Source organism: Ulvibacterium sp., assembly GCF_965228935.1.
GTDB lineage: Bacteria > Bacteroidota > Bacteroidia > Flavobacteriales > Flavobacteriaceae > Ulvibacterium.
Genome location: NZ_OZ245846.1, coordinates 3093249 through 3120032 on the forward strand (window position 1 = coordinate 3093249; position 26784 = coordinate 3120032).

A 26784-nucleotide genomic window follows, 5' to 3' on the forward strand; every position below is an offset into this window, starting at 1 on the left:
TATACAACTAAACAAAACGGACAATCAATTGTCCGTTTTGTTTTAGGCACTATTCTCAAAGTATCCAAACTTATATTGGGATTATTTTAATCTGGCTCTTCTCTTAGCTCTTGCTATTTGTCCACCACCAAGGACCTTGTTCATCTGTTCTTTGGACAATACTACCGTGGATTTTTTCTTAAAGGAAGTAATCGATTTATTTTTCATAGGAGTATAATTTAAGATTTCAATATAGTAAATAACCTCAAAAATGCTTAAAAAAGTTGTTTTTTTGTAATAAAAAAATTGTTAATTCTTACATATACGCTATACATAGATTACAAAAGGGACATTGTAAGCTACCTATATATTTCATAAATTACCCATATCGATTATTGTGTACTAATACCCTGAATTGAACCCGTAACAAGCCTAAATTGATAGCCGTTAATCGTATCATCCTACTTTTATGCACAGTATTGCTGACCATCTCCTGGACAGGTAATACCCATGAAGACTTCTTTCTAAAATATTACCAGATCATCAATGAGAACATTGAACAAGAACGCTACGAAGCCAATTTAGAGTTGATTGAAAAATTGGTTCAGCAGCCTGCTTATCAAGAATTGGATTGTTACCGCAAAGGGAAACTATTACACAAAATTGGAGTGTCCTATTATAGCCTCCTCAGAGATTCGGAAGCCATTACATACTACAGAGATGTAATTTTTAATGTTTGGGAAAATTGTCCTCAAGTATCACCTTCTGAACGAGCCAATACCATTTATAATATGGGTATGTCCTACCATTATGTCAATGATTGGGAATCCGCTAAATTGTATATTGACGAGGCACTTTATATCATTGAAAATGATGCCAAGTATCCCCGATTGGATTTGGCTGATAAGTATTATGGTATCGGCAATTTTTACCATAAACTAAATGACGCTTTCCGTTCTGAGCTATACTATCGCAAAGCTATCGGTCTTTATCAGGAATTTGATGATACCGAAGCATGGAGGTTCGAGGTATTAAATGAACTTATTGCATTGAGTTTGAGTTTTAAGGATTATGAAGACACCAAAAGATATATTGATAAGGCCTTATCAATATATAAATCCTCTCCAACCACAATAGATAAGCTTAATTTGGCTTGGGTGTACTTAAATGCAGGAACCACCCATTTGGAACTTAAAGAATATGCCAATGCAGGGCAAATGGCTAAAGAAGCTTTGGAATTATTAAATGAACAAGCGGATCCCTTCTATTATTCCATTGCCTTGGAACTGGTCGCTATGATTCAATTAGAAGAGAGAGAATTGACTAAAGCCGAGAAAAATATGTATCGGGTGCTCAACATACGAAAAGCACTTTATTTAAACGGAGAAAGCCAACACGAAATAGCACTTGCCTATGAAAACTTATGTGATATTCTTATTGAAAAAGGAACCTTGGGGAGGGCCGATCACCACTTAGGCCAGGCATTTGAAATGCTTTTGCCGGAAGATACCTTTGATTCCCATCATTTGCCCATTATACGGAAATCCAAAGCTCGTGATGATGAACAACTCATTCGGCTAATTGAGCTCAAGACCAAGATTTTTGAGGCCAGGTATCAAAACTCCGGAAACGTTGCATTCCTCAATGCCTCTTTAAATGCGCAACATAAGATAGATTCACTAGTCAAACGCGGACTGCTTTCATTTCAATTTCAACAATCAAAATTGGATTTTTTTGAAATACGTATTGACCATTATGGAGAGGCGATAAAAGATGCGTTGCGATTGTATAAACTCACTAATGACAAGTTTTATTTGGAAGAGGCCTATCAATTTTCATCCAAAACAAAAGCCCTGATATTGCAGCAGGAACTAAACCGGATAAATGCCCTTGCAACGAACACCACCGAGGCCATTGTAGCAGAGGAGCAATCTCTTCGAAAAAAAATGGACCACCTACAGGATTTGCTTTTTGAAGCCCCAGAAGATGTAAAAGATTCGCTTTTACAGGAATATTTAGTATCCCAAAATGAACTGGACGCATTTTTACAAAGGGTAGAACAAAACAGACCAGAATATTATAACAAACGCTATAAGTTTTTACAAGTCCCCAAAGTTGAGGAAATACAAGGGCAAATACCCGAAGACTTGGCAGTTTTGGAGTTTTTTGTATCCGATACGACCATGCACGGTTTTTGGATAACCAAAGACCATTTCTTTTCCCAAACCCTGCCGTTCCCCCAAAATCTTAGAACCGCGATTACCACATTTGTAGATCAATGCAACTCTCCTTTAAACCCTATTTCGGAATCCCTATCCCAGGAAATATTTCAAAAAACACTTCAGGAGGGATTGAACAAAATAGGGAAGAAGATCCAAAGATTATGTATTATCCCGGATGGCCCGCTTCATTCCGTTTCCTTTGAGGCTCTTTCCAATGGTGGTACCTATTTGATCGAGGATTACGCCGTTTCCTACGCTTATGCCGCTGCTTTATTGGATCAAGGGAAACCAACAGGTAGGGTACCCCAAATGGAGTATGTGGGTTTTGGGACGGAATACAGTGAACTCTTAAACCAAAAACTTCGTTCCAAAAAGCGATTTTTCGGAGATGAGATCTTGGGCCAACTCACGATGTCCCAACAGGAAATTGAACAGGCGGCCGCTATTTTTCAAGGGACAACGTTTATTAATGACCGCGCTACGTTGGATAATTTTTTGGAATACGCCAACAATGCTAAAATTGTACATCTGTCGTTACACGGATTGGTCGATTTCGATGATCCCCACCGTTCCTGTATTATTTTTGATGACTCCGGAAAGGAGTATCTATTGTCGCCCCAGGATCTCTATCAAAATCGGCTTAAGGCCGAACTGGTACTGTTGAGCGCCTGCCATTCCGCCAGTGGGAAGATATACCAGGGTGAAGGGGTTCAAGGGATGAGCCGGGCATTTTTGTTGGGGGGTGCCCGTAACATACTTTCTAGCCTATGGAATGCCAGTGAGGCCAGTTCCCTACAGATTACCACCTCGTTTTTGGAGAATATCAGGCACGGGTCTTCTACCGATATGGCGTTGAGGCAGGCCAAATTGGACTACCTTGAAATGGCGACCCCGAGTCAAAAACATCCATACTATTGGGCCAACTTCATCATTTTGGGAGAGGTGGACGCTACCGCTCCAGAGGGCAAATTTCCATACATCTGGGTACTTTTACTGATCTTGCCCCTTATTCTTTTGGGGTATAGTTTCCTTCGAAAACATTTGAATACCAAATAGATAACATCCATTTAAAAAGGATAATCGTTTCCTCTATCTTTTAAAATGGGTAAAGGGTGTCACGTTATTTCCATTTCTTCCTTATAGGAGTAAGAAACAAATAATTACTCATATACCCGAAAAAATGAAAATCCTTAAACCCAAAGCTTTTCTGCCTTTATTCTTTTTTATTGTTACGAATACCAACCTGGTGGCCCAAGAGGACCTGAAAGTTTGGACCGGACATTCCTGGAGCACAAAAATCACCAATGAATGGAGAATACGGGCAGGCCAATTGTATCTTTTTGATGAGAACATGGATTTGACTTCGCTTCAGAATAGTGCCCGAATCGACTATCGCTTTAACCGTCGTTTTCGAGTGGGGTTTGGATATATCCGATCATCAGATCCCGCCGATCCCGACCAGCAGGCGAGGAATAGGATCGAAACAAGATTTAGATTATCACAGCGATGGGGGAAATTGAGAATAGCCCATACACTAAGGCCGGAATGGCATTTCCCCGAGCGTAGCAAATTTGAATATCGCATCCGATACGCGCTCAGACTTCATGCAGGCGATTGGGGTTTACCACTGGATATCACTCCCTATCTTACCAACGAGCTACATTATTATCTGGATGGTAGACCCTTTCAATATCGCGATAATAATGGGGACAAGTTGGTGCGGCAATCCCCAAATGGATTGCACGCCCATCGAATACGGTTGGGGGTTCGCTTTAGACCTTTCAAAAGGGCCAGTGCCAGCTTGAGCTTTATGCGACAGACCGAGTTCAACATAGGAAGTCCTTACAGAAGATTGAACGTCCAAGATCCAAGAAATGGTGAAATTAAAAGACGCTTCAATAATTTTTCCGTACTCGCATTCAGTTTCTTTTATAGCATAAACCTAAACAACAGATCAAGAATGGCGTCCAAAAAGAACGCAAACTATATAAACCTTTAATCTTCAATTCTAAAAACCTATAGTATGAAAACGATAAAGAAAGCAAACAGTTGTAAGAACATAGCCGATTATAAAGTGAATCGCTCCCTAATCAAGGAGCATAGACCCAAAGCAGGGGATGTAGCAATTTTTGAAGTTATGGAAATAGGGTCCTTAAAGTCCATACAGGACTATAAAGGAAGAAATTGCTACATTTTTGAAGGTGATCACATTATGTTGGCCTTTGGCAACCGCTATGCCAGCAACCAATTTGAGGCCTACGTGCCCAAAGGATACCAAGAGGAATATGATCTGGTAGGAAAGGGGGGAGTGGCTGGCAATGTCACCTCCATGTACTATAAGCTTGAGGATATCGGTCCGACAAAAATCAAACTGATTGGCTATGCCGTCAACAAGAACGGGGTCATTAATACGATATACCATCATAGGAAAGCCGTATCCTTTAACCCCTTCAAACGGCGTAGTTTCAAGACTATACTTTCCATTGGTTCCAGTATGGACAGTGGAAAGACCACTACGGCCGCTTATCTCTGCCGTGGCCTAAAAAATGGGAACCATAAAGTGGCCTATATCAAACTTACCGGTACTATATTCAATAAGGACAAGATGTTATGTTTTGATTGTGGCGCGGACTATGTGAGCGACTTCTCCGAGCTTGGTTTTCCTTCAACCTATCTCTGTTCCATGAATACCCTTATGAACATCTACGAAAGCTTGCTTAGGGATGTGGAGGCCGTCAATCCGGATTATTTGGTCATTGAGGTGGCCGATGGCTTGTACCAAAGGGAGACAAGTGCCTTGTTGGAGCATTCTCCCTTTACGGAAACCATTGATCATGTTATTCTATCCTGTGGTGATAGCCTGGCCGTACATACCGGCGAACAACTGTTGCAAGAAGTGTTCGATCAAAGGCTATTTGCCTTAGGGGGATTGTTTACCGGAAGCCCTTTGATGGTGTCCGAGGTAGAACAAAAATCCAGTATACCCGTACTTACCTTGGAGAAACTGGTCGAACCAGACTTGCTGAACGGTTTATTAAAAGGCCCAAAAGTAGAAATCGCGGTGTAATCCGGGGAATTCCAATTTCAATACCATGAGATATACAAAGCGTCAGACCATTATTATCGGCAGTTTACTGTTGAGCCTTGTGATGTGCCCAATTATTCAGAATTGGATCAAGAAACCGATGGACAGCTTTCCTTTGTCCTACTATCCGATGTTCTCAAAAAAGAGAGGCGAGACCTATGGGCTCTATTATGTAGTGGCATACGATTCTCTAGGCGCTAAGAAACGCCTCCCGTACCATATTGCCGGAACGGGGGGCTTCAACCAGGTACGTCGCCAAATCAACAAGGCGCATAAAGTAGGTGGGGGAAGACCTTTTCTCAAGAAAGTGGGGAAACGCCTTGCCAAAAAGGACAAATCGCTATACAAAAGGTTGGCCAAAATTGAGCTTGTAAAAGGGTACTTTCATTTGGAGAATTACTTCTTAAGGAACGATACCCTTCCCTTATTGGAAAGAAAGATTGCCTCCTATCAAATTGAAAGACAATGAAGACGATTATCAATGCTATCGCGAAAAGATGGTTCGAGGCAGTTAGCCCCAAACGGTTGGCCCTGATACGGATCGCCACAGGATGTTTTAGCCTATGGTATCTGCTTTCGAGATTTGATATGTTGCAACGCATGGTCAGGGACACATCCGCCTTTGACCCGGTAGGGCTATTGTTCTGGATGAAGGATCCCCTGCCGACTGACTTGTTTTGGTGGATTTCCATAGGACTCATAGTTTTGAATGTCTTGTATATTTTGGGATGGAAATTCCGGATAACCGGTCCTGTATTTGCTATTTTGACCCTTCTGTTTTTTACGTACCGGAATTCATGGTCCATGATCTACCATAACCGAAATGCCTTGGTACTTCATATTTTGATCTTAGGCTTTGTGGCCTCGGCAGACGCTTTGTCCTTGGATTCCTGGAAGAACCATCGCAAGGGAAGAACCGTAAAAAAGGCCCATTGGCAATACGGGTGGCCTGTTGCATTGATTTGTGTGGTTACGGTGGGGGCCTACTTTTTGTCCGGTGTCGCCAAAATTGCCGGTGACCTGGCTTGGGAGTGGGCCAATGGTAGTGCCATGCGGTCGCAGGTGGCCGTGGATGCCATAAGAAAATCGGTTCTTGGTGCGGAAACAGCCCCGCTTTTTAACTTGATCTATGAACACACATGGCTTTTTTTGGGGATGGGAATCCTTACCCTAGTTTTGGAAGTCGGGGCACCTATGGCCCTTTTTAAAAAACGTTGGGGTGTCTTTTGGGCGGTATTGACCTGGATGATGCACTGGGGCATTTTCTTTATTATGGGCATCCGGTTTCCTTATCAGATGACCGGACTGATTTTCCTTTCGTTCCTGGAACCTGAGAAATGGATGGATACATTTCTCCGAAAAAGAAGACACAGAGACGAAATATCGGAAAAGGCTACATCGATTATCTTTTTTGATGGAATTTGTTCCCTTTGCAATGCCTGGATCCGGTTTGTTATGCATCGGGATAGTCATGGGCGGTTCAGGTTTGCACCGCTTCAATCGGCTACGGCGCAAAAGATGCTCGGGCCCGATTTTTCGCTGGAGAAAACATCATCCTTGATTTTAGTTGAGGGAGGGCAAAGCTATACCAAAAGCGATGCAGTACTTCGTATTGCCCAGAATTTGGATTTCCCTTGGAACACGGCCTACGTATTACGTTGGATACCTCGATTTCTGCGCAATGGAATTTACGATGTAGTGGCACGTTCGCGTTATTCATGGTTCGGTAAGGAGGCCGAATGCCCAATACCAACACCTGAGGAACGCATGCGATTTTTGGAATTTTAAATGAGTAAAATGCGATACCTTCATTTGATTCGAGCTTTTGTACGCCAACATCTCATTCGGGTAGTGCTGACCTTTGGGGTGAGTTTGGCCGCTCAGGCGGTGGCGGTATTTTTGCCCATATACATAGCAAGGTCGTATGATCTGCTGTTTGGCATCCAATCACAAAGGGCCCGTTTTCTCAATTTTATCCCCGAAGATTGGCTCGCCACCTTTCAGGGGTATTTTAGCCTGTTCCTTGTCGTTGTTTTGTTACGTGGACTGTTGGATTATGCGGAACGCTATGGAATAGCAATTTTGGGGGAACTCCACCTTGCCTTTCTAAGAAAAAAATTATTTGCCCATCAACTGCAAACCGAAATGGCGGTTTATGATGATAAAGGGACGGGTAAATACCTATTGCGCTATAGCGGCGACTTGACGAGCATCCAAGCCTTCATCAATAAAGGAATGATACGGTTTGTAAGTGACCTGACCCTAATACTACTGTCCCTTTTTGTGTTTTTTTCCCTGGGTAGCCCTATAGGGTGGACAGTTTTAGGGGCCGTTTTTGTTTTGGCGGGAATCACCTACTTGCTCGATCGTAAATTGTATGGAGCCTCGGTGAAGCGCCGCAATGCCAAATCAGGCTTGTTGAAATTTGTCTCGACCCGACTTCAAGGACTATGGACTATTAAAACCTTTAATCGATTTGTACCGGAGATGGGACGTTTTGAAAAACGTGTGGACAAATTGCTGAACCTGGGCAAAAGCTATCAAAAGATAGTTGGGGTAGTGGGAGCCGTCATTCCAGTAGGGCTATACCTTATAATAGGTATGGTGATGTGGGTGACACATTACGTAAAGACCACTTCTTCGAATACCGTTAATCCCGAATCCTTTTTCATCGCCCTTTTGCTATTGATAACGCTGATTCCCGTTTTTCGCAGGAGTTTTCGGGTGAGCATCGTTTGGCGGAACGGCAGTATTTCCTATGGTAAACTGGCGAACATCCTTAAGTTGCCCAAAGAGAAGGGTACGGCCTCTAAAAAAAGGCTGGTATGGAAACAAGGCCAATTGGAAATAAAAGGAATTTCCTTTGCCTATCCGGGACAGACCAATACGATTTTTCCCTATTTGGATATATTCATACCGCCCACTGGTCTCACTTGGATACAGGGATCCATGGGTGCTGGTAAGACTACTCTTTTGAAATTGCTGTGCAGGGCATATCCCGTAGATTCCGGGGAAATCTTAATTGATGATCAAGACATCCAAGCCATTGGAATTAAGGAATTACGAAGAAAAATTGCAGTGGTAGACCATCAGTGTACCCTTCTGGGAAATACGGTCTTTGAAGCGATCTCCTATAGCAGAAAGGCCGAACAACGCCCAAAGGTCCAGTATATGTTGGACCAATTGGAACCCTCTGATAATCTAACACTTGATTTCCCTATAGGAGAGGGAGGCTGCCGACTTTCCCGCGGCCAGTACAGGCTTCTTGTATTTGCACGGGCCTTTCTCACTCAAAAGCCCATTGTATTGATTGATGAGCCCTTTATCCATTTGGACGGGCCGGCAGAACGTTTGGTACTGTCATTTCTGGCCAAGATGCGTTCCACCAGTACTATTGTTGTATTCAGTACACGTAACCACCCTGTGGGTTTGGAAATCGATCAGAAATATACTTTGCCCGTACCGGGTAGCAAAGTTGTCCATTTAAGACCTGCTTAACTGTGAACAGCCCTTTACCATGTGGAGGTATACCGGCAAACCATTTGATTCAAACAAGTTTCCTTAAAAGAATAGGATTTGGGAAAGATGGGTTTACCAAAGGGAAAGTCCTATTCTACATGTTGCACAAAAACGGTGGCTTCCAGAAAGGATTTCCGTTTACGGTAGTCCTTTTTCTTCTCAAAATCCATATGAACGATATCCCCAAAACTTCCTTTTTGTTCTAACGTATATACTACCTGAAGGATATCGGTATATCCCCCGTTTAAGATAATGGAATGGGTAAGTTGCTTATGATCGGTAAGGATATGGGTATGTGGAGGATTAAAGTCCATTACCTTTACATTCCTGATTTTGGCCTGCTCGTTAATGGTCCGTAAAAGATTGTTTTGGACGGAAGTATCCCCAATGTCCATTTGCTGCATTATCGAATCATAATACCTTTCTTTTTGGGCCAAGAGCGCAAGTTGCAGGGGAATGTCCTCGGCCTGTATACTTTTGGATTTCAAATCCCCATGTTCCTTTTGGACGGCCATGGTTTTGGATAAGGCCAATTTGTAGGTCGCAAAGAGCAACACAAGACATCCTATGATCAATACCTTATTCCTATTGTCCAGCTTCATAAAAACTAATATTAATCGTGAAATTAGAGGCATTGGTATTTACAAAATCGTAATCCAAGGTCTCCACGCTCGAAATCCAGTCCCATTTTTCCAGATGCTCCAACCATTTTGAAAATTCCGTATCGTCTTTTGATATACCGGAGATGAGTATCGTATTTTGCTTTAACAGTATAGGTTTGGAGTCCCGAACGGGCTTATCCAAAGGTTGGTAGCTTATCCTATCCAATAGGATTAGAGGGGGTATACTCTTTGCCAATTCGTCCAGATATAGGGTAGATTTGGAGTTTGAAACCGCCTTTAGGGTCTCTACCCGCTCCTTTTTGGTCTTTACCCGATTTTCCAGTCGGATTAGATTTTCCTTCTGTGAACTATCCAGGGTCAATTCGGAATTTAAACGGGCTACTTCGGTATGGTAGTGGTCAAAAATTAGAAAATTGATCAGTAGAAGTAGTATAAAAAATGAGAGGGAGGCTTTTAGACCGTAACCGAAGACCCTACGATTTTTGAAGCTCGACTGGAATCGCCCATTGGTTTCCGCAAAATTTGATGTGTTGGTGGTACCTCCCAAATGTCCTAAGACGTGGGAGAAGGCCAAAAGACTGGAATTGGGTAGCTCCAATCCATTGATAAGGTAATCCTGCCGTACAGAGCGTTCTATCGGACTGATTTCCAGAATAGCTCTCTTTTCCAGGGTTATTTCGAAATTTGAAATCGTAATGACCTTGTTTTCCATAAAGGGAACACTATGGACCATCGGACTTATGCCCAATGAAAAATGGAAGATGCCCAATGCCAGTTCTTCCAGTTCTTTGATAAGGCCATCTACATATTTCTTCTTGGAAATGGCTACAATGGGGGTTGAGGAGATTTGTGCGACTTCATAATAAAAATTGTCCAAGTCCAGATTGGGAAACGTGGTATGGACCAGTGCCTCGGGATTTTCGGTTCCTGAGCTAGGAGCCATCTTCACCAATGTTTTTGAGGTATTTATGGACAGGAACAACGGTGTACCCTTTTTAAGGGATTTGGATAATTCCTTTAGATCCGCAAACTGTTCAGTCTTGACCAAATGAAGTTCCCCTCTTTTTTTGAGCACCTCCAAATAATGGTAATGCTCCTTTCCATCCATTTCATGGATTTCGAGTCCTGCATAGGAAGTGCCTTCGGTCAAATATGTTATCCATGGGTTTAGCATCAGTAGATAACCGTGGGTTTGATAAGGATGGTCAATTTTTGTTTGGTATCTTCCCGCCTACGTTGGCTAAATAACCATTTGATGACCGGAATACGGGCCAAAAACGGAACCCCATTGCCGGTATCGTTCTTTAGTTTCTCTTCCAATCCACCTAAAATGGCCAAATCCTGATTTTGCATACGTACAATGGAACTAAACTCTCGGGACGTAAGCCCCGGCGGCGCATCCTCCTCGATGCGTTCTCCACTAAAGTCGGATTGGATAACATTGATATCCAGGGTAACCTGCCCGTTACCGGAGACCAAGGGTTTTATGCTAATGGCCAATTCGGCATCAATGGGATGATAATTACGCACTTCGGAAGTAGTGGGAATCTGTGATCCAAAAAAGTTTTGATTGGTAACTACATAATACGTGGTCTCCCCAATGGAAAGATTGGCCCGATGCCCATTTAAGGTAGAAAGTTTGGGGGTAGAGCGAATTTTTAGATTCCCGTTCGCTTCCATGGCCTTGATGTTGGCAAAGAATTCGGGCACTACTTGTCCGATGTTGAACGAACCGAACCCGTCAAAACCTCCTATAATTTTGTTTACCGTATTGGCCCCCAAGGTAACATCGGCCTCGGGGAACAATTTTCCCTGGGTATTGACTGGAGCATCGCCGATTCCCCAGCTAATACCGGTCTCCACGGTGGCGGACTTCTTGACCTCGATGATCATGACCTCGATAAGTACTACGGGGACCGGTTTGTCAATTTCCTTGATAAATTCCTTGAAGCGTTCAATATTGCTCGAAGGGCCACTTACAAAAAAACTGTTCAGTTCATAATCCACCCGAATATCCAGATCTGCCTTAAGCTCATCGGGTAAAATACTTACGATGGCCTCGGCACCGTCCTGATAGGTATCAAAATTCCGGGAACGGGTGTCCACGCTCCTTCGGTTATTGTTCGTATTGAATCCTTGCTGGTTATTTTGGACTCCACCGGTACCAAAAAAACTGATGTTGGACGAGGTAGTCCTTCCCGAGGAACGATAACCACTGGATTGGGAGGGATCTCCCAAAAGCTCCACCGAACGATACATCATTTGTACGATTTCCACCTCTCGCAAGCTCAACTGATCGGCCGTTCCAAAGAAATAAATATTGCCTTCTTTTTTAAAGGTAAAATTTATGGGCAGACTTGTTTGTGGCGGGTTGTTCCCGTTCTGCCTTATGTTCTGGTTGTTCGGTCTATTTTGCACCACTGGGGCAGGGGAATGGGTTTCCTGGCTTTCGAAAATATGTCGTAATAAAGCATCAAAATGGATATTTTTGGCGGTAAAGGTCACATGGCCGGCTTGCTCCAAGGGGGTGGCCATATAGATATCCAGTTTTAGGTCATGTGCCAAATCATATACAATGGATGCTATGGATGTATTATTCAGGTCAACGTTCAATATCCGGTTAACGGTATCCAATACCTGATACGGACGCCTATTGCCTCCGAGCCTTCTTGAAGGCGTTCCCGATCCATTAGGGGTTTCGGCAAAGGTGTCAAAAAGATAAAACCCGTCCTTGGATTTGGAATAGGCCATTCCGTTGGTTTCGGCCAACTTTTCCATAGCGGTATCAAAAGGGACATTGGAAAGGTATAGGCTCAGGTTTCTGTTTTCCATCCCGGAGGCATATAACAAATTTTTGCCGGAACTATCCATAATAGCCCGGAACGCTTTCCCCAGAGGATCGTTTTTAAGATCTAGGGAAATCGAATTTCCCGTTTTCTCATAGTGTACACCAATCTTTTTTTCCAGGACTTCCGGTGCGGGCGGGCTATATTTTTTAACGGAAAAAATATTCCCGGTAAAATCGATAGTGAGTCCGTATTCCTTACATAAAAACACCAAAAGGTCGGCCACCGAGACCTCTGAAAAATTGTTTACAATTGTAACGTTTTCCAAATCCGGAGAAACGGTAAGGTTGAGGTTGTGCACTTTAGATACTGCTATCAAAAAATTAGGTAGGGTTACATTCGTAACATTGATATCCAATTTTAGGCTTTTGTTCAGCTCGGAATTTTCAAGGGCCAGCACCTCCAAATGATTTTGGATGTTTTGTATGCGGTCGGGTTCTTGGCCGTTCGCCCTAAAAATGAAGAAAAGGAATGCTATGTACAGGAATCGTTTCATAATTGGTCGGTCAATAATGGATATACCTCTTCAACGGAAGTGATGCCCTGCCGGATCATTTCAATGGCATTGGTTTTTAAGGTCCCTATTTGCCTGTCCGTTAGGTAATCGTCAATGTGCATATGGTTGTCCCTAATGGAAACCATTAGCTCCTTGGTAATGGGAAGGATTTCGTAGACGGCCTTCCTTCCCAAATATCCGGTATGGTGACAGGTGTTGCATCCTACGGCCTTGAAATGGGTTCTTAGGTTCTGGGGAATGCTAAAGCTTTGGGGAAAGAGCCCGGGCTCTACGGCCGATTCCATTTTGCAGGAATTGCAAAGCTTTCGTACCAGACGTTGCGCCACACTAATGTTTAGTGTACTGGCGATCAGGAAGGAGGGGACGCCCATGTCTATAAGCCTTGAAATGGTACCCCAAGCGGAATTGGTGTGTATTGTGGATAGAACAAGATGCCCGGTTTGGGCCGCACGTATGGCTATGTTGGCCGTATCCACGTCCCGGATCTCGCCGATCATGATGATATTCGGATCCTGTCTCAAGAATGTTTTTAGGGTCCGCATAAAGTCCAGCCCAATACTTTCCTTTAGCTGTACCTGATTTATCCCTTCCAAGGTATATTCTATGGGATCTTCCAAGGTTAATATGTTCTCTTCTACCGTATTCAGTTCCTTTAATGTGGCATATAAGGTGGTAGTTTTCCCTGACCCCGTAGGACCCGATATAAGGATAATACCACTGGGCTGACGAAGCCCTTCCCGGTAAACGGACAGTTCTTTTTCCGAGAACCCCAGACCGTTCAGATCAATGAGGGAGGCATCCTTGCTCAAGATTCGTAGTACCAGTTTCTCGCCATGAAGTGTGGGCAAGGTAGATACCCGAATATCGAATTCATCATCACCTGCCTTGATGGTGATACGCCCATCTTGGGGCAATCGCTTTTCCGCGATGTCCAGATCTGCCTTGATCTTTATTTTGTTGACTATGGTCGGATACTCGTCCAAGGTAATACTGTATTGCTCTATTAGCTTCCCGTCCAACCGGAAACGAACCCTACATCGTTTTTCGTAAGGTTCAAAATGAATATCGCTACTTCCGATATTTTTGGCACTGGCCAAAAGTTGTTCCAAAAAATCGGTGGAGTAGTGTAGGCTATCGGCCCCTGAGGATTTATGCTGTCTGTAGTTGGTGGTCAAGAGCCTTTGTAATTCTTCCTGTTCACATTTTTCCAAGATAATTGGGGTATCCAGGACAATTTCGAGTTCCGACAAAAGTTGTTCCAGGACCGTATTATCGGTTTTGCAAACAAGACCTTGTGCCGTATCCTCAACGGGGACAATACGGTAGTGAAAAGCTTGTTCCGGGGAAATACGTTGCCGCAGTATCGGGGGAATGTGCGAATCGTTTAACATCATAGTTGATAGAGGTTGGGGGTTTTTATAAAAAAGCTTAAGGCCATCGTTCCTATAAGGAACAGGGACATGTACCCTGCCAAAGGCACCGTTTCCATATGCTGAACGGATTTCAACGAAAGGAAGAGAAAAAGGGAAAATAGTAGGGATCCTACAAACAGAATAACGAAGGTAAGCGTGGGAAATCCAAAAGAAAATGCATAAAAGAATAGGATATCCCCAAGGCCTAAACTGGTATTCAGAAACTTTTTCTTACTAAAAAATCTAGTATATAGAAAAAGCAGTAACAGAACCCCGCTGACCAAGAGCAAGTTTGTGATCGAAAACCAGAATACCTGTTCCCATCCAGAGCTTGCCGCATGGATAAGGGTAAGGACTAGGGCCATCATGGGAAAAGCGATCCATATGACCATTCTATCCTTTATGTCCTGATAGGCAATGGCCCCGCATATCGCAACGGCCAAAATCTTTAGGAGTACCATCAATCCTTTACAATTTGTTTGGGGTTGCCGTTCTCGTCTATTTCCCAGACATTGAGGATACCGTCTCCATCGAAGTCGGTAATGGCTTCCGCCCGGGCCTTAAAAGTGGCATCACTGGCACTTGTAATGGTGTACTGATAATTTGCCGTTCCATTTTCCTTCACGGTTCTGGGCGCTTCAAAATCAAGCTCGTTAAAATCCGTAGTAAATTTACTGTACATATAACGATGCGTGGTCTGGGCATTGTAAATGGCCTTGAGCTGGGTCTGAGCCTCAACACTCTTTGCCTTGGAGATCAACGGCATTAAATTGGGCAATGCCAATAGTAGCAAAATACCGATAATGGCCAGTACAATAAGGGTTTCCTGTAAATTTAAGGCCGGGATCTTTCTTTTTAGAATAGGGCTCTTCATAGGTTAAGGGGATTTAGATTCTGGTAGGATAATAACAGAAAAATGGAGATATTATTATAGGAAAGAAAAGAAATTATGATGATGTTAATATTATTTGTAGTTCATCGAATAAATCTAAGATCATTTGATTTTATAGAATAAAGTTTATTTATTTGAGGTTTAATACATATTATATAAGTAAGAATAGTAGTATTAATTTTAAGTAAAACCCAAATCAAACCTACCTGATATGAAAGCTTCCCCCCGTAGACATGCTCTTGGCCGTCTTGTTATAGTTTTCCTTGCGGTTTCCAGTTTTTTCCGAATCAATAGTTCGAACTTTTTTGTGTGGTACGTGCAACCAATGAAAAATGCTTTCCCAAGCTTTCTTCGGAAAAATAAGTTACCGGTTTTACAGTCTTGGCAAAATTTTTATACTGGCTAAGGGCTAATGATAGAGGAACTATGAAGACAGATAAATCAAAAGTCGTAAAGCGTATTCTTTCCTTTGTAAAATTGGAATCAAATTATAGAATTATGAGATTAATGTTCGCAACATTTGTGCTTTTCGCCACTGTCGGTAATGCGCAGACCCATTATGACGTCGTATCCGGTAATGGGAATGGATTCCGCTTATGGAACGGAAATGACAACTTCAAAATTCACATGGGCAATTCAGCTGAATACAAATATGGCCCGGTCACTGATTATAGCATAAAAATGAATATGAGTAATACTGTAGGTCGAGGATGGACCTGGGGAGTTTTAGGGGCGAACCCGGTCGCTGCAATGAGTACTGACGGGGATTTTCAGCTTGAGAAAAATCTAATGGTCATGAATAGAATTGGTGTTGGAACCACCAATCCAACATATCTTATTGATGCTATTTCCCATACAGGGCAAACCGAAGGCTTTGTGCAGATGAGAATTTCTGATGCGCCTGGTGATTATTTTAGGATATTTAATGCTACCGGAGCTCCCGGACAATTTATACCTGCAATTAAAGGAATACATGTTAGTGACAATAGAGCTGTTTTATTCCTAGAGGGAGAAACCGATGATACCAATGATAACGGTTCCGATGCCCTCGTAATTTTTGGTGCAAGAAGAGCAAATGGACCCATTCAGTCCAGGCCCCTATTTTCTTGGAGGAACTATACGACACAAGTGATGACCATGACGGCCAATGGTAATTTAGGAATCGGTACAACAATTCCCGATTCCAAACTCAGTGTAAAGGGAAATATCCATGCGGAAGAGGTAAAGGTGGATCTTTCTGTTCCGGGACCGGACTATGTCTTCAAGGAAAGCTATGACCTTATGTCCTTGGAGGAGGTACAGGAACATATTCATGAAAAGGGACATTTGCCCAATATCCCCTCCGCCCAAGAAATGGAGGAGAATGGTATAGAACTTGGAATCATGAACATGAAGTTGTTGGAGAAAATCGAGGAGTTAACGTTGTATATGATTGAGTTAAAAAAAGAAAACGCAAAACAACAACAGGAAATAGAGTTTTTAATTGGGAGAGACCAACGGTAGGTATGGGATTCCTTATCCTGTTTTTTAAAGATTTTACTTTTCATCGAAAAGGTCGGAAATTTTTGGTTTTAATAGAAAATGCCTTAAATTTTATAAGGTAAATCTTACGATAAATATTAAATGAAAGCATAAAGAAATTTAAATACAACACCCAAATTTAACCTACTTGATATGAAAGCTTCCCCTGGCGGACATGCTCCCGTATGTCGTGCAATTCTTTTCTTTGCTGTCCCCGATTTTCCTAGAACCGATACCTCGGATTTATGTAATGCCCTATTCAGTGCAAATGAAAGGAATTTTCATTTGGAAAACTCCTCCAATGATTTACCCTACTGGAACAACGAGCTAACCGTGGCTAAGGCAGGTGAGGTTGGTCAATTTCGGATTAAGGGTATTCGACCTGCAGATAAAAGGACTACTCTTGGAAAAGATAGGGGGGGACTTACCCTCCATGTCATGGAAATCGATAAAAAAACCAAGCATTGAAAAACAAAATTTGATCAAAAGTTGCTGAGTTTATGACCATTTTATTTTTAAGAAACTGCCGTTCGCCAAACTGTGTCGGAAAGGTTTCGAAGTAAACAAGACCACATGACAAACCTTATATAATAGTCAATATCGACCTCAAACATAATTTAATCTACTGCGAGAACCATGAAATATGTACTAGCAACCAAACCTCCTCTGTTTTTATGCATTATCTAAAACCAATTAAACTACAATACCATGAAAAAAAGTTTGTCCTTATTAGGCTTTGTCCTTTTAGCTATTAACGTATTGAGCGCCCAAGAGTTCTCAACCAATCGCAATCCCGTGGGTTTGGAATACAATATTTTGTTTAATTCGGATACTCGGTATGTGGTATCCCAAACGGGTTCAGCAGTATTTAACCTACCGCTTCTTTTCGATGGAACCTTGATTCCGAATTATCCAATTGCCAGTCCCTCCGACTTGGATCCTACGGTGATTCTTATTGAGGATCTACCCGACGCGCATATCCAAGCTGGGGCGTGGGTTGGATGGACCACCAGGTATTGGTACCCTAGTCGTTTTAAAATAGAGGGCTATGATTCCCATAGTCAACCAAATTCATGGAAAGTGTTAGCTGATTATTCCACCCAAAACTATACGGGAGGTCATGACTTTTCAGTGGCACTACCGGATGGAAGCTTTACCAAGCTTCGTTTTACATTTTATGAGGCTACCGGAACCAATGGTCGTATGGGACTTTCGGAGATTTACTTTATCCATCCCGAAGCGACCTCCCCTTACGAGTCTCTGTTAGGTGTTGGCGCATTGGGTCTTTGGAATAATGTGGGAGCCAATATCAACTATGCAGCTGGCAATGTGGGCATAGGTACGTCCACCATTCCGAATGGTTATCGCTTGGCCGTGGACGGAAAGGTCATCAGTGAGGAGGTCAAGGTTCAGCTCAGCGGCGACTGGCCGGATTATGTATTCTCTGAGGATTACACGCTCCCAACCCTTGAAGAAGTGCAAAAACATATCCAAGAACATGGGCATCTACCTAATATCCCCTCCGCCCAAGAAATGGAGGAGAACGGGGTAGAGCTCGGGATTATGAATATGAAGTTGTTGGAGAAGATAGAGGAGTTGACCCTTTATATTCTAAATCAGGAAAAAAAGATAAAGGATTTACAAGGTCTTGAAGACAGGATAAAAGCATTGGAAAGCAATGGTATAGACTAAAGATTAATGCAATGAAGAAAACCGTATTTGCTCTTTTGGTGTTTTTAACGCTGACTTTTGGCAAGACCGACCTCTTGGATGCTTCTGCCTGGACTGTAGGTTCAAGTTCAACAAATGGTCTTACCGATTATAGTTCGGAAAAGGAAAATGAACAGGTCTTGGGGATAGATTTCCAAGACAATTCAAGAGTTCTTTGGATGTCAAAACCCGATGCATCCCATAGAGCAGATAGAGAGCTTATTAGCTCATAAATACCCTTGAACAAAAAAGGCCGTACAACAGTAATCCATGAAACAAACCACTTAAAAAAATAGAGAAATGAAAGTTACCTATAAAATAATTGTTAGCCTTTCTAGCTTGCTTTGTCTCCAAATCGTGTCTGCCCAAAATCTGGTCAATATGGACGATTGGGTGGCCGGCACAAGCGGCCCAACAACCAATTACCATGGATACGGCCCTGATAATATGAATCACCGCGTGGACATTTTGGGTCCCTATGGGCAAAACGTGGTGGCATGGCAAGCCAAGCCCGATGCAACTGATGGCCTAAACGGTGGGATGATTCACAACGGAGTGGTCCTATCTACGAACAAAACCTATCGCATCACTTATTGGGTCAGGAGCGAAGGTTCCAATAATTGCAACGATGGCATCGGGTTCTTCGGTTACAAGGGATCCGATGGGCAGCGGCTTACGCAATATGAAAGACTTGATGGTGTCATCGGTGACTGGCCAAAATTCAGTAATGTTGCCCTTATCAATGACAAATGGTTCTTGGCAGTGGCCTACCTACATCCCGATGATTATACGGGAACTGAATTGGGGGGTATCTACGACCCCTCCCTCGTGGTTTCGGGCAATCTGCCCAACCCATCTTATTCCATCACAAGTTACAAACTACCCGCCTCGGAGAGTACTTTGAATACAAGGATTATGACTTCCCTATGGAGCTGCGGGGTCGGAGATGACCTATACACTTATGCTCCCCGTCTGGAGGAGGTTAATGGTAACGAAAAACCCTTGATGGAGATCTTGACCGGGATCTCGGGTGGGGGGGATACCCAACCCCCAACTGCCCCTACCTTATCAAGCATGGGCCAGACCGATACTACGGTGGACCTAAGCTGGACAGGGGCTACGGACGATATCGATGTTACCGGCTACAGAATTTACAAGGATGGGGTATTGGAAGCTTCGTTGGGCAATATCGGCACCTACCAAGTCACCGGCCTTACCGCCGGTACAAGCTACAATTTTACGGCTATGGCCCTGGATGCCGCAGGTAATGAAAGTCCGGTCAGTAATTCGGTGTCAGTGACCACAAACAGTTCGGGCGGTGGAGGTCAGACCGTATGGAACACTTCCGGGAACGATATCGATTATATAGTAGGCAATGTGGGTATCGGGACTACGGCCCAGGCCAATTACCGCCTGGCCGTGGACGGTACGATCCATACCAGGGAGGTCAAGGTAGACCTTGTCGGTTGGGCCGATTATGTCTTTACGGAGGGTTATGAACTTCCTACATTGGGAGAAGTGCAAAAGCACATCCAAGAGAAAGGCCACCTGATCAATATCCCTTCGGCGGCCGAGGTGCAGGCCAACGGGATAGAACTGGGGGAAATGAACAAACTGCTCCTGGAAAAGATCGAGGAACTCACCTTATATATTCTGAAAATGGATAGGGAAATCCAGGAATTGAAGAGCGAAAAAGAGCAGTAAATTATGATGTTTCCAGTAGCATGTTAAAATGGATTGCACTTCATCGAAAAGTCCGGGAATAATTTGTTGATATAGAATATGATCTATAAATTTGAATTATAAATCTTACATAAAATATACATGAAATAGCGTTAAAATAAACGAGTACCAAACCCAGATCTAACCTACTTGATATGAAAGCTTCCCCCGCCGGACATGCCCCCGTATGTCCTACGATTTCCTTCTTTGCGATTCCGGACCTCCTCCGGATCGATACCTCGAACCTCAGTAATACCGTATCCGGTACAAGTGAAAGCAATTTTCATTTGGACGGCCCTTCCAATGATTTTTCTTCTTTGGACAATACGATATCGGTCACTATGGTGGGCGGCTTCCATATACCCGGATGGTGTATACCGGGAATACGGGATAAAGAGATGGCCACAAGTAGTTAAAGGAGTTGAACGGGTATATCCTGGAATGATGTGAAAAGACAAAGCATATGAAAAACTTGAAAAAAAGAAAACGGGTCATCTGATCAACATCCCTTCCGCAGCGGAAGTGGAGGTCAACGCTATAGAGGTTGGTCGAATGAACAAGTTGCTACTGGAGAAGATCGAAAAGTTGACGCTGTATACAATTGAACAACAAAAGACCATACACTATTTAATTGACGAAATAAACCCCTTAAAAAAATAGAAAATGAAATCAATGCTAAAATTTTCCTTGCTGTTGATAGGGGCGTTTTCCTTTGCCCAGACCAATATTTTGGATACCTCTATCTGGACGGTGGGAACCGGCTCGGTCGGCGGTTTTAACGCCTACCAGAACGATGCTTCCGAAAATGAGCGGATAATGGGCACCGACGCCCTTGGTGGTACTAGTGTGATCTGGAAGGCCGTTCCCAGCGGGAACGGAGGTCAGGACGGCGGATGGAGGGGGAACTTTATCAATATTGACCATACCAAGACCTACCGGTTCACGGTATGGATGAAAAAGATCATTTCCCATGACGGGCACGAACTGTTCGGCTTCGAGGCCAATGATAGTGCCTCCCAGGAGGTAAGCCTAAACCTTGATGGAAGCGCCAGTAGTACTTCCTGGTTTCATAGCGCCGACCTTCCTGCCTTGGATACCTGGTACCTCTTGGTAGGCTATATGCGTAAGAGCAACGAGACCTCCACTACACATTTAGGGGCCCTATACGCCACCGATGGTACCGTGGTCGGGTCGTTGCTCGATTACAAGTTTGGGGCCACCGTAGTAACTATTCGGGAAGAGGCTATTTTATGGGGCAACGACACCGGGAATGGCGAGCTGTATCTTTGGAACCCCACCCTCTACGAAGTCAACGGCCAGGAGCCAACGGTACAAGACCTGTTGGGCCTTGGCGGCGGTTCGGATACCCAGGCCCCTTCGGCGCCCACCTTGGCCAGTACCGGCCAGACCGACAGTACTGCGGATCTCAGCTGGTCCGGTGCTACGGACGATACCGCCGTCACCGGTTATAGAATATACAAGGACGGAGTATTGGAAGCTACTTTGGGTAATGTAAGTACTTACCAGGTGACCGGTCTTACCGCTGGCACGAGCTACAATTTTACGGCTACGGCCCTAGATGCCGCAGGTAATGAAAGTCCGGCTAGCAATGCCATGTCGGTAACCACGAACAGTTCGGGCGGCGGAGGTACCGTCTGGAACACTTCAGGTAACGATATCAACTATACTACGGGCAACGTAGGCATCGGGACTACGGCGCAGGCCAATTACCGCCTGGCAGTGGACGGTACGGTCCATACCAAGGAGGTCAAGGTAGACCTTGTCGGCTGGGCCGATTATGTCTTTACGGAGGGCTATGACCTGCCTACTCTGGAGGAGGTCGAAGAACACATAAAGAAAAAAGGCCATCTGATCAATATCCCTTCCACGGCCGAGGTAGAGGCCAACGGTATAGAACTCGGGGAGATGAACAGACTGCTCCTGGAGAAGATCGAGGAGTTGACGCTTTATATTCTCCATCAAGAAAAGAAAATCGAGAGGCTTGAATATCTCGAAGGAGAGATTAAAGAAATAAAGAAAAAATTACACAAATCCCTAAAGTAAGGCAACATGAAAAAAGAACTCTTCCTAGTGATTTTCCTTTTGATGTACATTTCCATGTTCGCAACGGAAAAAGAGTTGGGCGCAACTAGCTCGGGCCGATGGGTCAAGATAGCTAGAATCCAAAACCAAAACCCTATTGGGGGTAGTGAATGCTCTAGTTTTTCTGGCTCTTTGAATATACAAACTGATTATGGTCAAAGTGGCACCCAACAATATTATGCTATTTTTTCATTTGGAAGTAGGGGAGGTATAAAACCCCTATTGCAAGAATTCGGTGATGCCGCAAGCAGACCGGTTACAGACCCAAGCAGAATCGAATGGCGTGTCTATACGGATGCCCAAGGTTGGCATTATCTGTGGTTTTGGCAAAGTAACTATTCCCATTATGCGCTTTTTGACTATAAAAGAACATGTGCCACTGAACACTGGACCTACGAGGAACCACCTACGGGATATACCCAGGTATGGAGTAGTCTGGATGGCCAAAGACAGGACTCTAGTCAAAGTGTGGAATCTCTATCAGTCAATGAAAGTATGGGCATTGGAACCACAAATATTGGGAGTTACAGACTTGCCGTAAAAGGAAAAATCCGGGCCGAGGAAGTAAAGGTGGAAACCGGGTGGGCAGATTATGTCTTTGCTGAAGGCTACGATTTGCCCACTTTAGAAGAGGTAGAAAGACACATCCGGGAAAAAGGCCATCTGATCAATATCCCCTCGGCGGCCAAGGTGCAGGCCAACGGTATAGATCTGGGGGAGATGAACAAACTGCTCCTGGAGAAAATAGAGGAACAGATGTTATATATCCTCCAATTGGAAAAAAGAATTTTAAAACTGGAAAACTAGCCTAAAACCCAATAGGTAGATTACAACAACCCAAATCATACATTATAAACGATATATCATGAAAAGCATTCCCTTATTCGCAGTCCTTATGCTTGTGGTGTTTACAGTAAACGCACAGGTAGAACATAAACGGGTAGTACCTTCCCACCCCAATGTAGCTTCACTTTTTAAATCCGTTATTACTCCGGTAAATGAATATAGCGGCTTGCCCAACGTATCCATTCCGCTCTATACGGTCAACGAAGGGGAAATCTCCCTGCCCATTTCCCTCAATTACCATACAGGGGGTATCCAGGTTACGGAAGAGTCCGGTATTGTAGGCCTGGGATGGGCCTTGAATGCGGGAGGGGCCATAACGCGGACCATTAACGATAGGGATGATTTCGAGACAGGCAATGGATGGTTGGCCCCTTCGAATACACGTGAACATCCAGATGTACCCCTAGATGGAACGGGCCATTTTAATCCGGATACGGGTGCTTTTGTAAACGGGGTAACCGATAATTCGCAGTGTAAATTCTATGTCAACAATAGCCTAACAACATTCGATATCCCAACCGGTCCGGTGGAAATCTACGAAGATCTTATGCCGGATACCTTTCACTTTAATTTCAATGGCTATTCCGGATCGTTTTATTTCAAGAAAGACGGTTTAGGGGTTGATGTACATCTGGTTAATAAAAAGGGGATTGATGTCAAATGGATCCAAGATGGTAACGAAGCATATTTTAAGATCATTACCGAAGATGGATTTCAATATACATTTAACGAAACAGCAGTAACCTCTTTTCCAAATCACAGTATAGACTTGGACAGTTATATTTCTACCTGGTTCCTTACGGAAATAAGGGATACCGCAGGAAACATCATAGAACTTGAATATAGCAAGAAGAAAGATGACTTGACCACGACACGAAAGCTGAAACCCTTGCGTTCCTTTACCCAAACCTATTCCGTCCCCATAGATCAGGGAACACCGGGAAATCCGGGTTATCAAGAAGCTGCCGGTCCCGAAACGGAAATAGAGGACGTATTATTGACCGAGATCAAATTCAGAGATCGAAAAGTACGGTTCAATTATTCACCGGAACGAGTACCTGGGCCAAATAATCCCCCTGATGCGAGAAAAGACGTTAATGGCCACTACCTCCAAAATCTACAGGTGATCAACGAGGACCTTACTGTAGTCTATAGTTTTGATTTCAACTACTCCTATTTTGGTACGGAAAGGTCGTATGATTATTCCGAAATATCCTTGCAAAATGGGGATTTTGGCCAAACCATTGGCGCTTTGGACGATGGAATGCCGGACATTAACCTCCGTCTTCGATTGGATGGAATCACCAAGAACGGCATCGAAAAACATCATTTCGCATATCACAACGCTTTCATCGTTCCAAACAAAACATCTATGGCACAGGATTATTGGGGCTTTTATAACTATGCTGTAAACTCTCAATCCTTCATACCGCAGATACGAAATCCGGATGTCACGGCACAAAGTAGCCCATTGGTTTTTAATCAGTTCAATCCGGCCAACCGCATACCGGATAACAACTTCGCAAAATTGTTCAGTCTAAGGGAAATTACCTATCCCACGGGGGGAAGTACCGAATTCGATTATGAACTGAACACCTTTATGGCCAATAGTAACCTCACGGGCACCATAAACGCCCCTACCGTTCTAGTTCAGGATTTTGTTGAGGCCAATGAAAGTACTCCCAGTAGTTCCATTACCCTAAGGCCCAATCCCAATGCTACCCTTAAACTTTTTTATGGGATTACCATTCGGGGCTGGAACCGCGGCAGTGATCCCACGGATCCTTTGCCCAAACCGAATATCACCACTTCCCATTTTCAGGATAACATTGTAGTACTGCTCAAGGATTCCAATGGATATGAGGTCCATAGACAGCATATTCCTTCCAGTATGGGCAATACACTTTGGAGCAATTATGACCCTTGCGGGTATACCAATACGGATCCCAATTGTGATGATGCCGGTTCCCCAGCAATCGCTTTTGAGTTCGAGGAATTCTGGAATTATGGAAATCCTACATCCTACTACAACCTTACGGATAGCGAGTATACACTGGAGGTCTATTTTGATGATATGCAAGGTCAACTCTACGGACAGACCTTGGTAAGATATGAGTTTGAAGGCGAGGTTGTTGATGATACCCGGCAGTATTCCGTGGGTGGTGGCCTACGCGTAAAATCCCTTACGGAGAAGGACAATAGTGGCGTACAGGCCACAAAAACAAACTATAACTATCATTACTTCGCCGATGATAATGGCGTACAGGTAGAACGGTCCTATGGTAGGATCAAGACCATGCCCAACTATTTTACGAGTCATAAGGTCTCCTATTATGTCACCGATTTTGTAGGAGGGGGGTATGCCCCGAATGCGCTACCGGTGATTGTGGGCTCGGCCGCATCCCATAATGCCTTTTCAAAGGATGCCGGCAGCTATGTGGGTTATGATCAGGTAGAGGTAACCTCCGAGGGTACGGATGGGGACAATGGCAAGACCATTAAAAAATTCTACAATGAAGAGGATACCTTTAGGGCCTTTACCAATATCGATTATGTAGACGACAACTACCAATATCCCCCGATACGGGTACCGCACAACGGACTCCTAAAAACAGAGGAGGTCTACAAAAAAACAGACCTGGGGGGGTATGTGAAAATCAGGGAAACGGAACACGATTATGAGATCAATGGGATTGATGCTACGGGCTTTTCCCTATCCGATCTGTATACCAATACCGATTATATCATTAGTGCAAGTCGTGAAATTCCCTTCTCGCACCCCAATGTGATCAATGCTCCCCTATATGTATGTGAGGAATTTCAAATTCAGTTATACCCCCATTATTCCAATCTGATCCAGCAGACCGGGATAACGGAAAGGGTGTTCGACGAACAGGGAAACAACCCAGTGGTCACCACTCAGGAGTTCGCCTATGAGAATAACTCGTCCCATTGGCAACGTACCAAAACCACGGTTTCCCAGAACGACGGTTCCTTTTTGGAAACCAAGATTTATTATCCGAACGATATTTCCAGTGCCACTTCCCTGAACGAGGGCGGGCCACTGACGGATTTTGGCGCGATTCAAGACTTGGGATCCGATGCACAGCACCAGATCGCTACCCCAATACAAACGGTACAGACCAGGATAGGTCCCGCGCCAACATCCCAGCGGGAAGTATTGTCCGTTCAAAGAAACGAATATGGTCAGTTCGGTACGTACGACGATTCGGGCACACCTGTTGTATTAAAGACCCTAAGACCGGTTACTACGGCCATTTCCAAAGGTAATGCCACCGTGGAGCCGAGGCTGCAATATCTAGATTATCTAGAGGGCAAACCCCTGGAGGTCCGCAAGGAAAATGGAATCGATATAAGTTATATATGGGGGTATAACAATACCTACCCCATAGCAAAAATAGAAAACGCTTCCTATGATGATCTGGCCGCCGCCTTGCCTACAATTCCGGGACTGACCATAACTACCGGAGTGGACGTAAAGAACCTCGATGAAACACACCTTTCATACATCGATGGTTTGCGTGGTAGCCACCCCGAGTTCATGATTACCACCTTTGTATATGAACCCCTGATAGGTGTTACCTCCATTACGGACCCCAGGGGCTACATCATGCATTATGAATATGATGGGCTCCGAAGGTTAAAAACGGTAAGGGACGATCTACAGCATCCGGTTACCGACTACCTGTACCATTATATAGGCCAACCCGATACCAACTAATAATCCAAACGCTATGTATTTACGAAATAAATTTGTCCAGTTTTT

Annotated in this window: 22 protein-coding genes; 15 read left to right on the forward strand and 7 right to left on the reverse strand. The window is 43.8% G+C overall.

Features of this window, described 5'->3' with window-relative positions; genetic code table 11:
* Positions 1-81: 81 nt before the first annotated feature.
* Entirely contained in the window at positions 82-207 is a 126-nt protein-coding gene (locus tag ACO06Y_RS12980; protein WP_422079404.1) for a hypothetical protein, read from the reverse strand.
* A 209-nt stretch (positions 208-416) separates the two neighbouring features.
* On the opposite strand from ACO06Y_RS12980, the gene ACO06Y_RS12985 reads away from it, so the two are divergent.
* The 6 genes from ACO06Y_RS12985 (at position 417) to ACO06Y_RS13010 (ending at position 8784) form a co-directional block, all read left to right on the forward strand.
* On the forward strand, positions 417-3257 hold the full coding sequence (locus ACO06Y_RS12985; RefSeq protein WP_422079405.1) for a CHAT domain-containing protein: 2841 nt from the start codon (positions 417-419) through the stop codon (positions 3255-3257).
* Positions 3258-3381: 124 nt separating this feature from the next.
* Positions 3382-4200, forward strand: a complete 819-nt coding sequence (locus tag ACO06Y_RS12990) for a DUF2490 domain-containing protein (RefSeq protein WP_422079406.1) — start codon at positions 3382-3384, stop codon at positions 4198-4200.
* Positions 4201-4224: 24 nt separating this feature from the next.
* Entirely contained in the window at positions 4225-5268 is a 1044-nt protein-coding gene (locus ACO06Y_RS12995; protein ID WP_422079407.1) for a hypothetical protein, read from the forward strand.
* A 25-nt stretch (positions 5269-5293) separates the two neighbouring features.
* Entirely contained in the window at positions 5294-5755 is a 462-nt protein-coding gene (locus ACO06Y_RS13000) for a hypothetical protein (protein ID WP_422079408.1), read from the forward strand.
* Positions 5752-7074, forward strand: a complete 1323-nt coding sequence (locus ACO06Y_RS13005) for a DCC1-like thiol-disulfide oxidoreductase family protein (protein ID WP_422079409.1) — start codon at positions 5752-5754, stop codon at positions 7072-7074. Before ACO06Y_RS13000 ends, ACO06Y_RS13005 begins: the two co-directional genes overlap by 4 nt.
* A 9-nt stretch (positions 7075-7083) precedes the next feature.
* A complete protein-coding gene (locus ACO06Y_RS13010) occupies positions 7084-8784 on the forward strand; it encodes an ABC transporter transmembrane domain-containing protein (protein WP_422079410.1) in 1701 nt (566 codons plus the stop codon).
* A gap of 110 nt (positions 8785-8894) precedes the next feature.
* Here ACO06Y_RS13010 and ACO06Y_RS13015 read toward each other — a convergent pair whose 3' ends face one another.
* Genes ACO06Y_RS13015 through ACO06Y_RS13040 form a run of 6 tightly spaced genes read right to left on the reverse strand, consistent with a single transcriptional unit; the run spans position 8895 to position 15077 of the window.
* Positions 8895-9407 carry a hypothetical protein gene (locus tag ACO06Y_RS13015; RefSeq protein WP_422079411.1) on the reverse strand — a complete coding sequence of 171 codons (513 nt, stop codon included), beginning with the start codon at positions 9405-9407 and terminating at the stop codon, positions 8895-8897.
* On the reverse strand, positions 9391-10578 hold the full coding sequence (locus tag ACO06Y_RS13020) for a hypothetical protein (protein WP_422079412.1): 1188 nt from the start codon (positions 10576-10578) through the stop codon (positions 9391-9393). Before ACO06Y_RS13020 ends, ACO06Y_RS13015 begins: the two co-directional genes overlap by 17 nt.
* 23 nt (positions 10579-10601) lie before the next feature.
* Entirely contained in the window at positions 10602-12770 is a 2169-nt protein-coding gene (locus ACO06Y_RS13025; protein ID WP_422079413.1) for a type II secretion system protein GspD, read from the reverse strand.
* Positions 12767-14185, reverse strand: coding sequence for a GspE/PulE family protein (locus ACO06Y_RS13030; RefSeq protein ID WP_422079414.1), 1419 nt, complete (start codon positions 14183-14185; stop codon positions 12767-12769). Before ACO06Y_RS13030 ends, ACO06Y_RS13025 begins: the two co-directional genes overlap by 4 nt.
* Positions 14182-14667 carry a hypothetical protein gene (locus ACO06Y_RS13035; RefSeq protein ID WP_422079415.1) on the reverse strand — a complete coding sequence of 162 codons (486 nt, stop codon included), beginning with the start codon at positions 14665-14667 and terminating at the stop codon, positions 14182-14184. The genes ACO06Y_RS13030 and ACO06Y_RS13035 overlap by 4 nt, the downstream gene beginning before the upstream one ends.
* Complete coding sequence (locus tag ACO06Y_RS13040; protein ID WP_422079416.1) at positions 14664-15077, reverse strand: type IV pilin-like G/H family protein; 414 nt, start codon at positions 15075-15077, stop codon at positions 14664-14666. Before ACO06Y_RS13040 ends, ACO06Y_RS13035 begins: the two co-directional genes overlap by 4 nt.
* Before the next feature lie 516 nt (positions 15078-15593).
* Here ACO06Y_RS13040 and ACO06Y_RS13045 point away from each other — a divergent pair.
* The 9 genes from ACO06Y_RS13045 to ACO06Y_RS13085 all read left to right on the forward strand — a co-directional run bounded on the left by ACO06Y_RS13045 (position 15594) and on the right by ACO06Y_RS13085 (position 26739).
* Positions 15594-16598 (forward strand): hypothetical protein, encoded by a 1005-nt coding sequence (locus ACO06Y_RS13045; RefSeq protein WP_422079417.1) that lies wholly within the window; start codon positions 15594-15596, stop codon positions 16596-16598.
* 171 nt (positions 16599-16769) lie between these two features.
* Positions 16770-17084 (forward strand): hypothetical protein, encoded by a 315-nt coding sequence (locus ACO06Y_RS13050; protein WP_422079418.1) that lies wholly within the window; start codon positions 16770-16772, stop codon positions 17082-17084.
* A 240-nt stretch (positions 17085-17324) separates the two neighbouring features.
* Positions 17325-18308, forward strand: coding sequence for a hypothetical protein (locus ACO06Y_RS13055; protein WP_422079419.1), 984 nt, complete (start codon positions 17325-17327; stop codon positions 18306-18308).
* A gap of 11 nt (positions 18309-18319) precedes the next feature.
* Positions 18320-18559 carry a hypothetical protein gene (locus ACO06Y_RS13060; RefSeq protein ID WP_422079420.1) on the forward strand — a complete coding sequence of 80 codons (240 nt, stop codon included), beginning with the start codon at positions 18320-18322 and terminating at the stop codon, positions 18557-18559.
* 67 nt (positions 18560-18626) lie between these two features.
* Positions 18627-20030, forward strand: a complete 1404-nt coding sequence (locus ACO06Y_RS13065) for a fibronectin type III domain-containing protein (RefSeq protein WP_422079421.1) — start codon at positions 18627-18629, stop codon at positions 20028-20030.
* Positions 20031-20203: 173 nt separating this feature from the next.
* Positions 20204-20464, forward strand: a complete 261-nt coding sequence (locus tag ACO06Y_RS13070; RefSeq protein ID WP_422079422.1) for a hypothetical protein — start codon at positions 20204-20206, stop codon at positions 20462-20464.
* A gap of 247 nt (positions 20465-20711) precedes the next feature.
* Positions 20712-22112 (forward strand): fibronectin type III domain-containing protein, encoded by a 1401-nt coding sequence (locus ACO06Y_RS13075; protein ID WP_422079423.1) that lies wholly within the window; start codon positions 20712-20714, stop codon positions 22110-22112.
* Between the two features lie 6 nt (positions 22113-22118).
* Entirely contained in the window at positions 22119-22958 is an 840-nt protein-coding gene (locus tag ACO06Y_RS13080; protein WP_422079424.1) for a hypothetical protein, read from the forward strand.
* Between the two features lie 58 nt (positions 22959-23016).
* A complete protein-coding gene (locus ACO06Y_RS13085) occupies positions 23017-26739 on the forward strand; it encodes a hypothetical protein (RefSeq protein WP_422079425.1) in 3723 nt (1240 codons plus the stop codon).
* Positions 26740-26784: the final 45 nt, after the last annotated feature.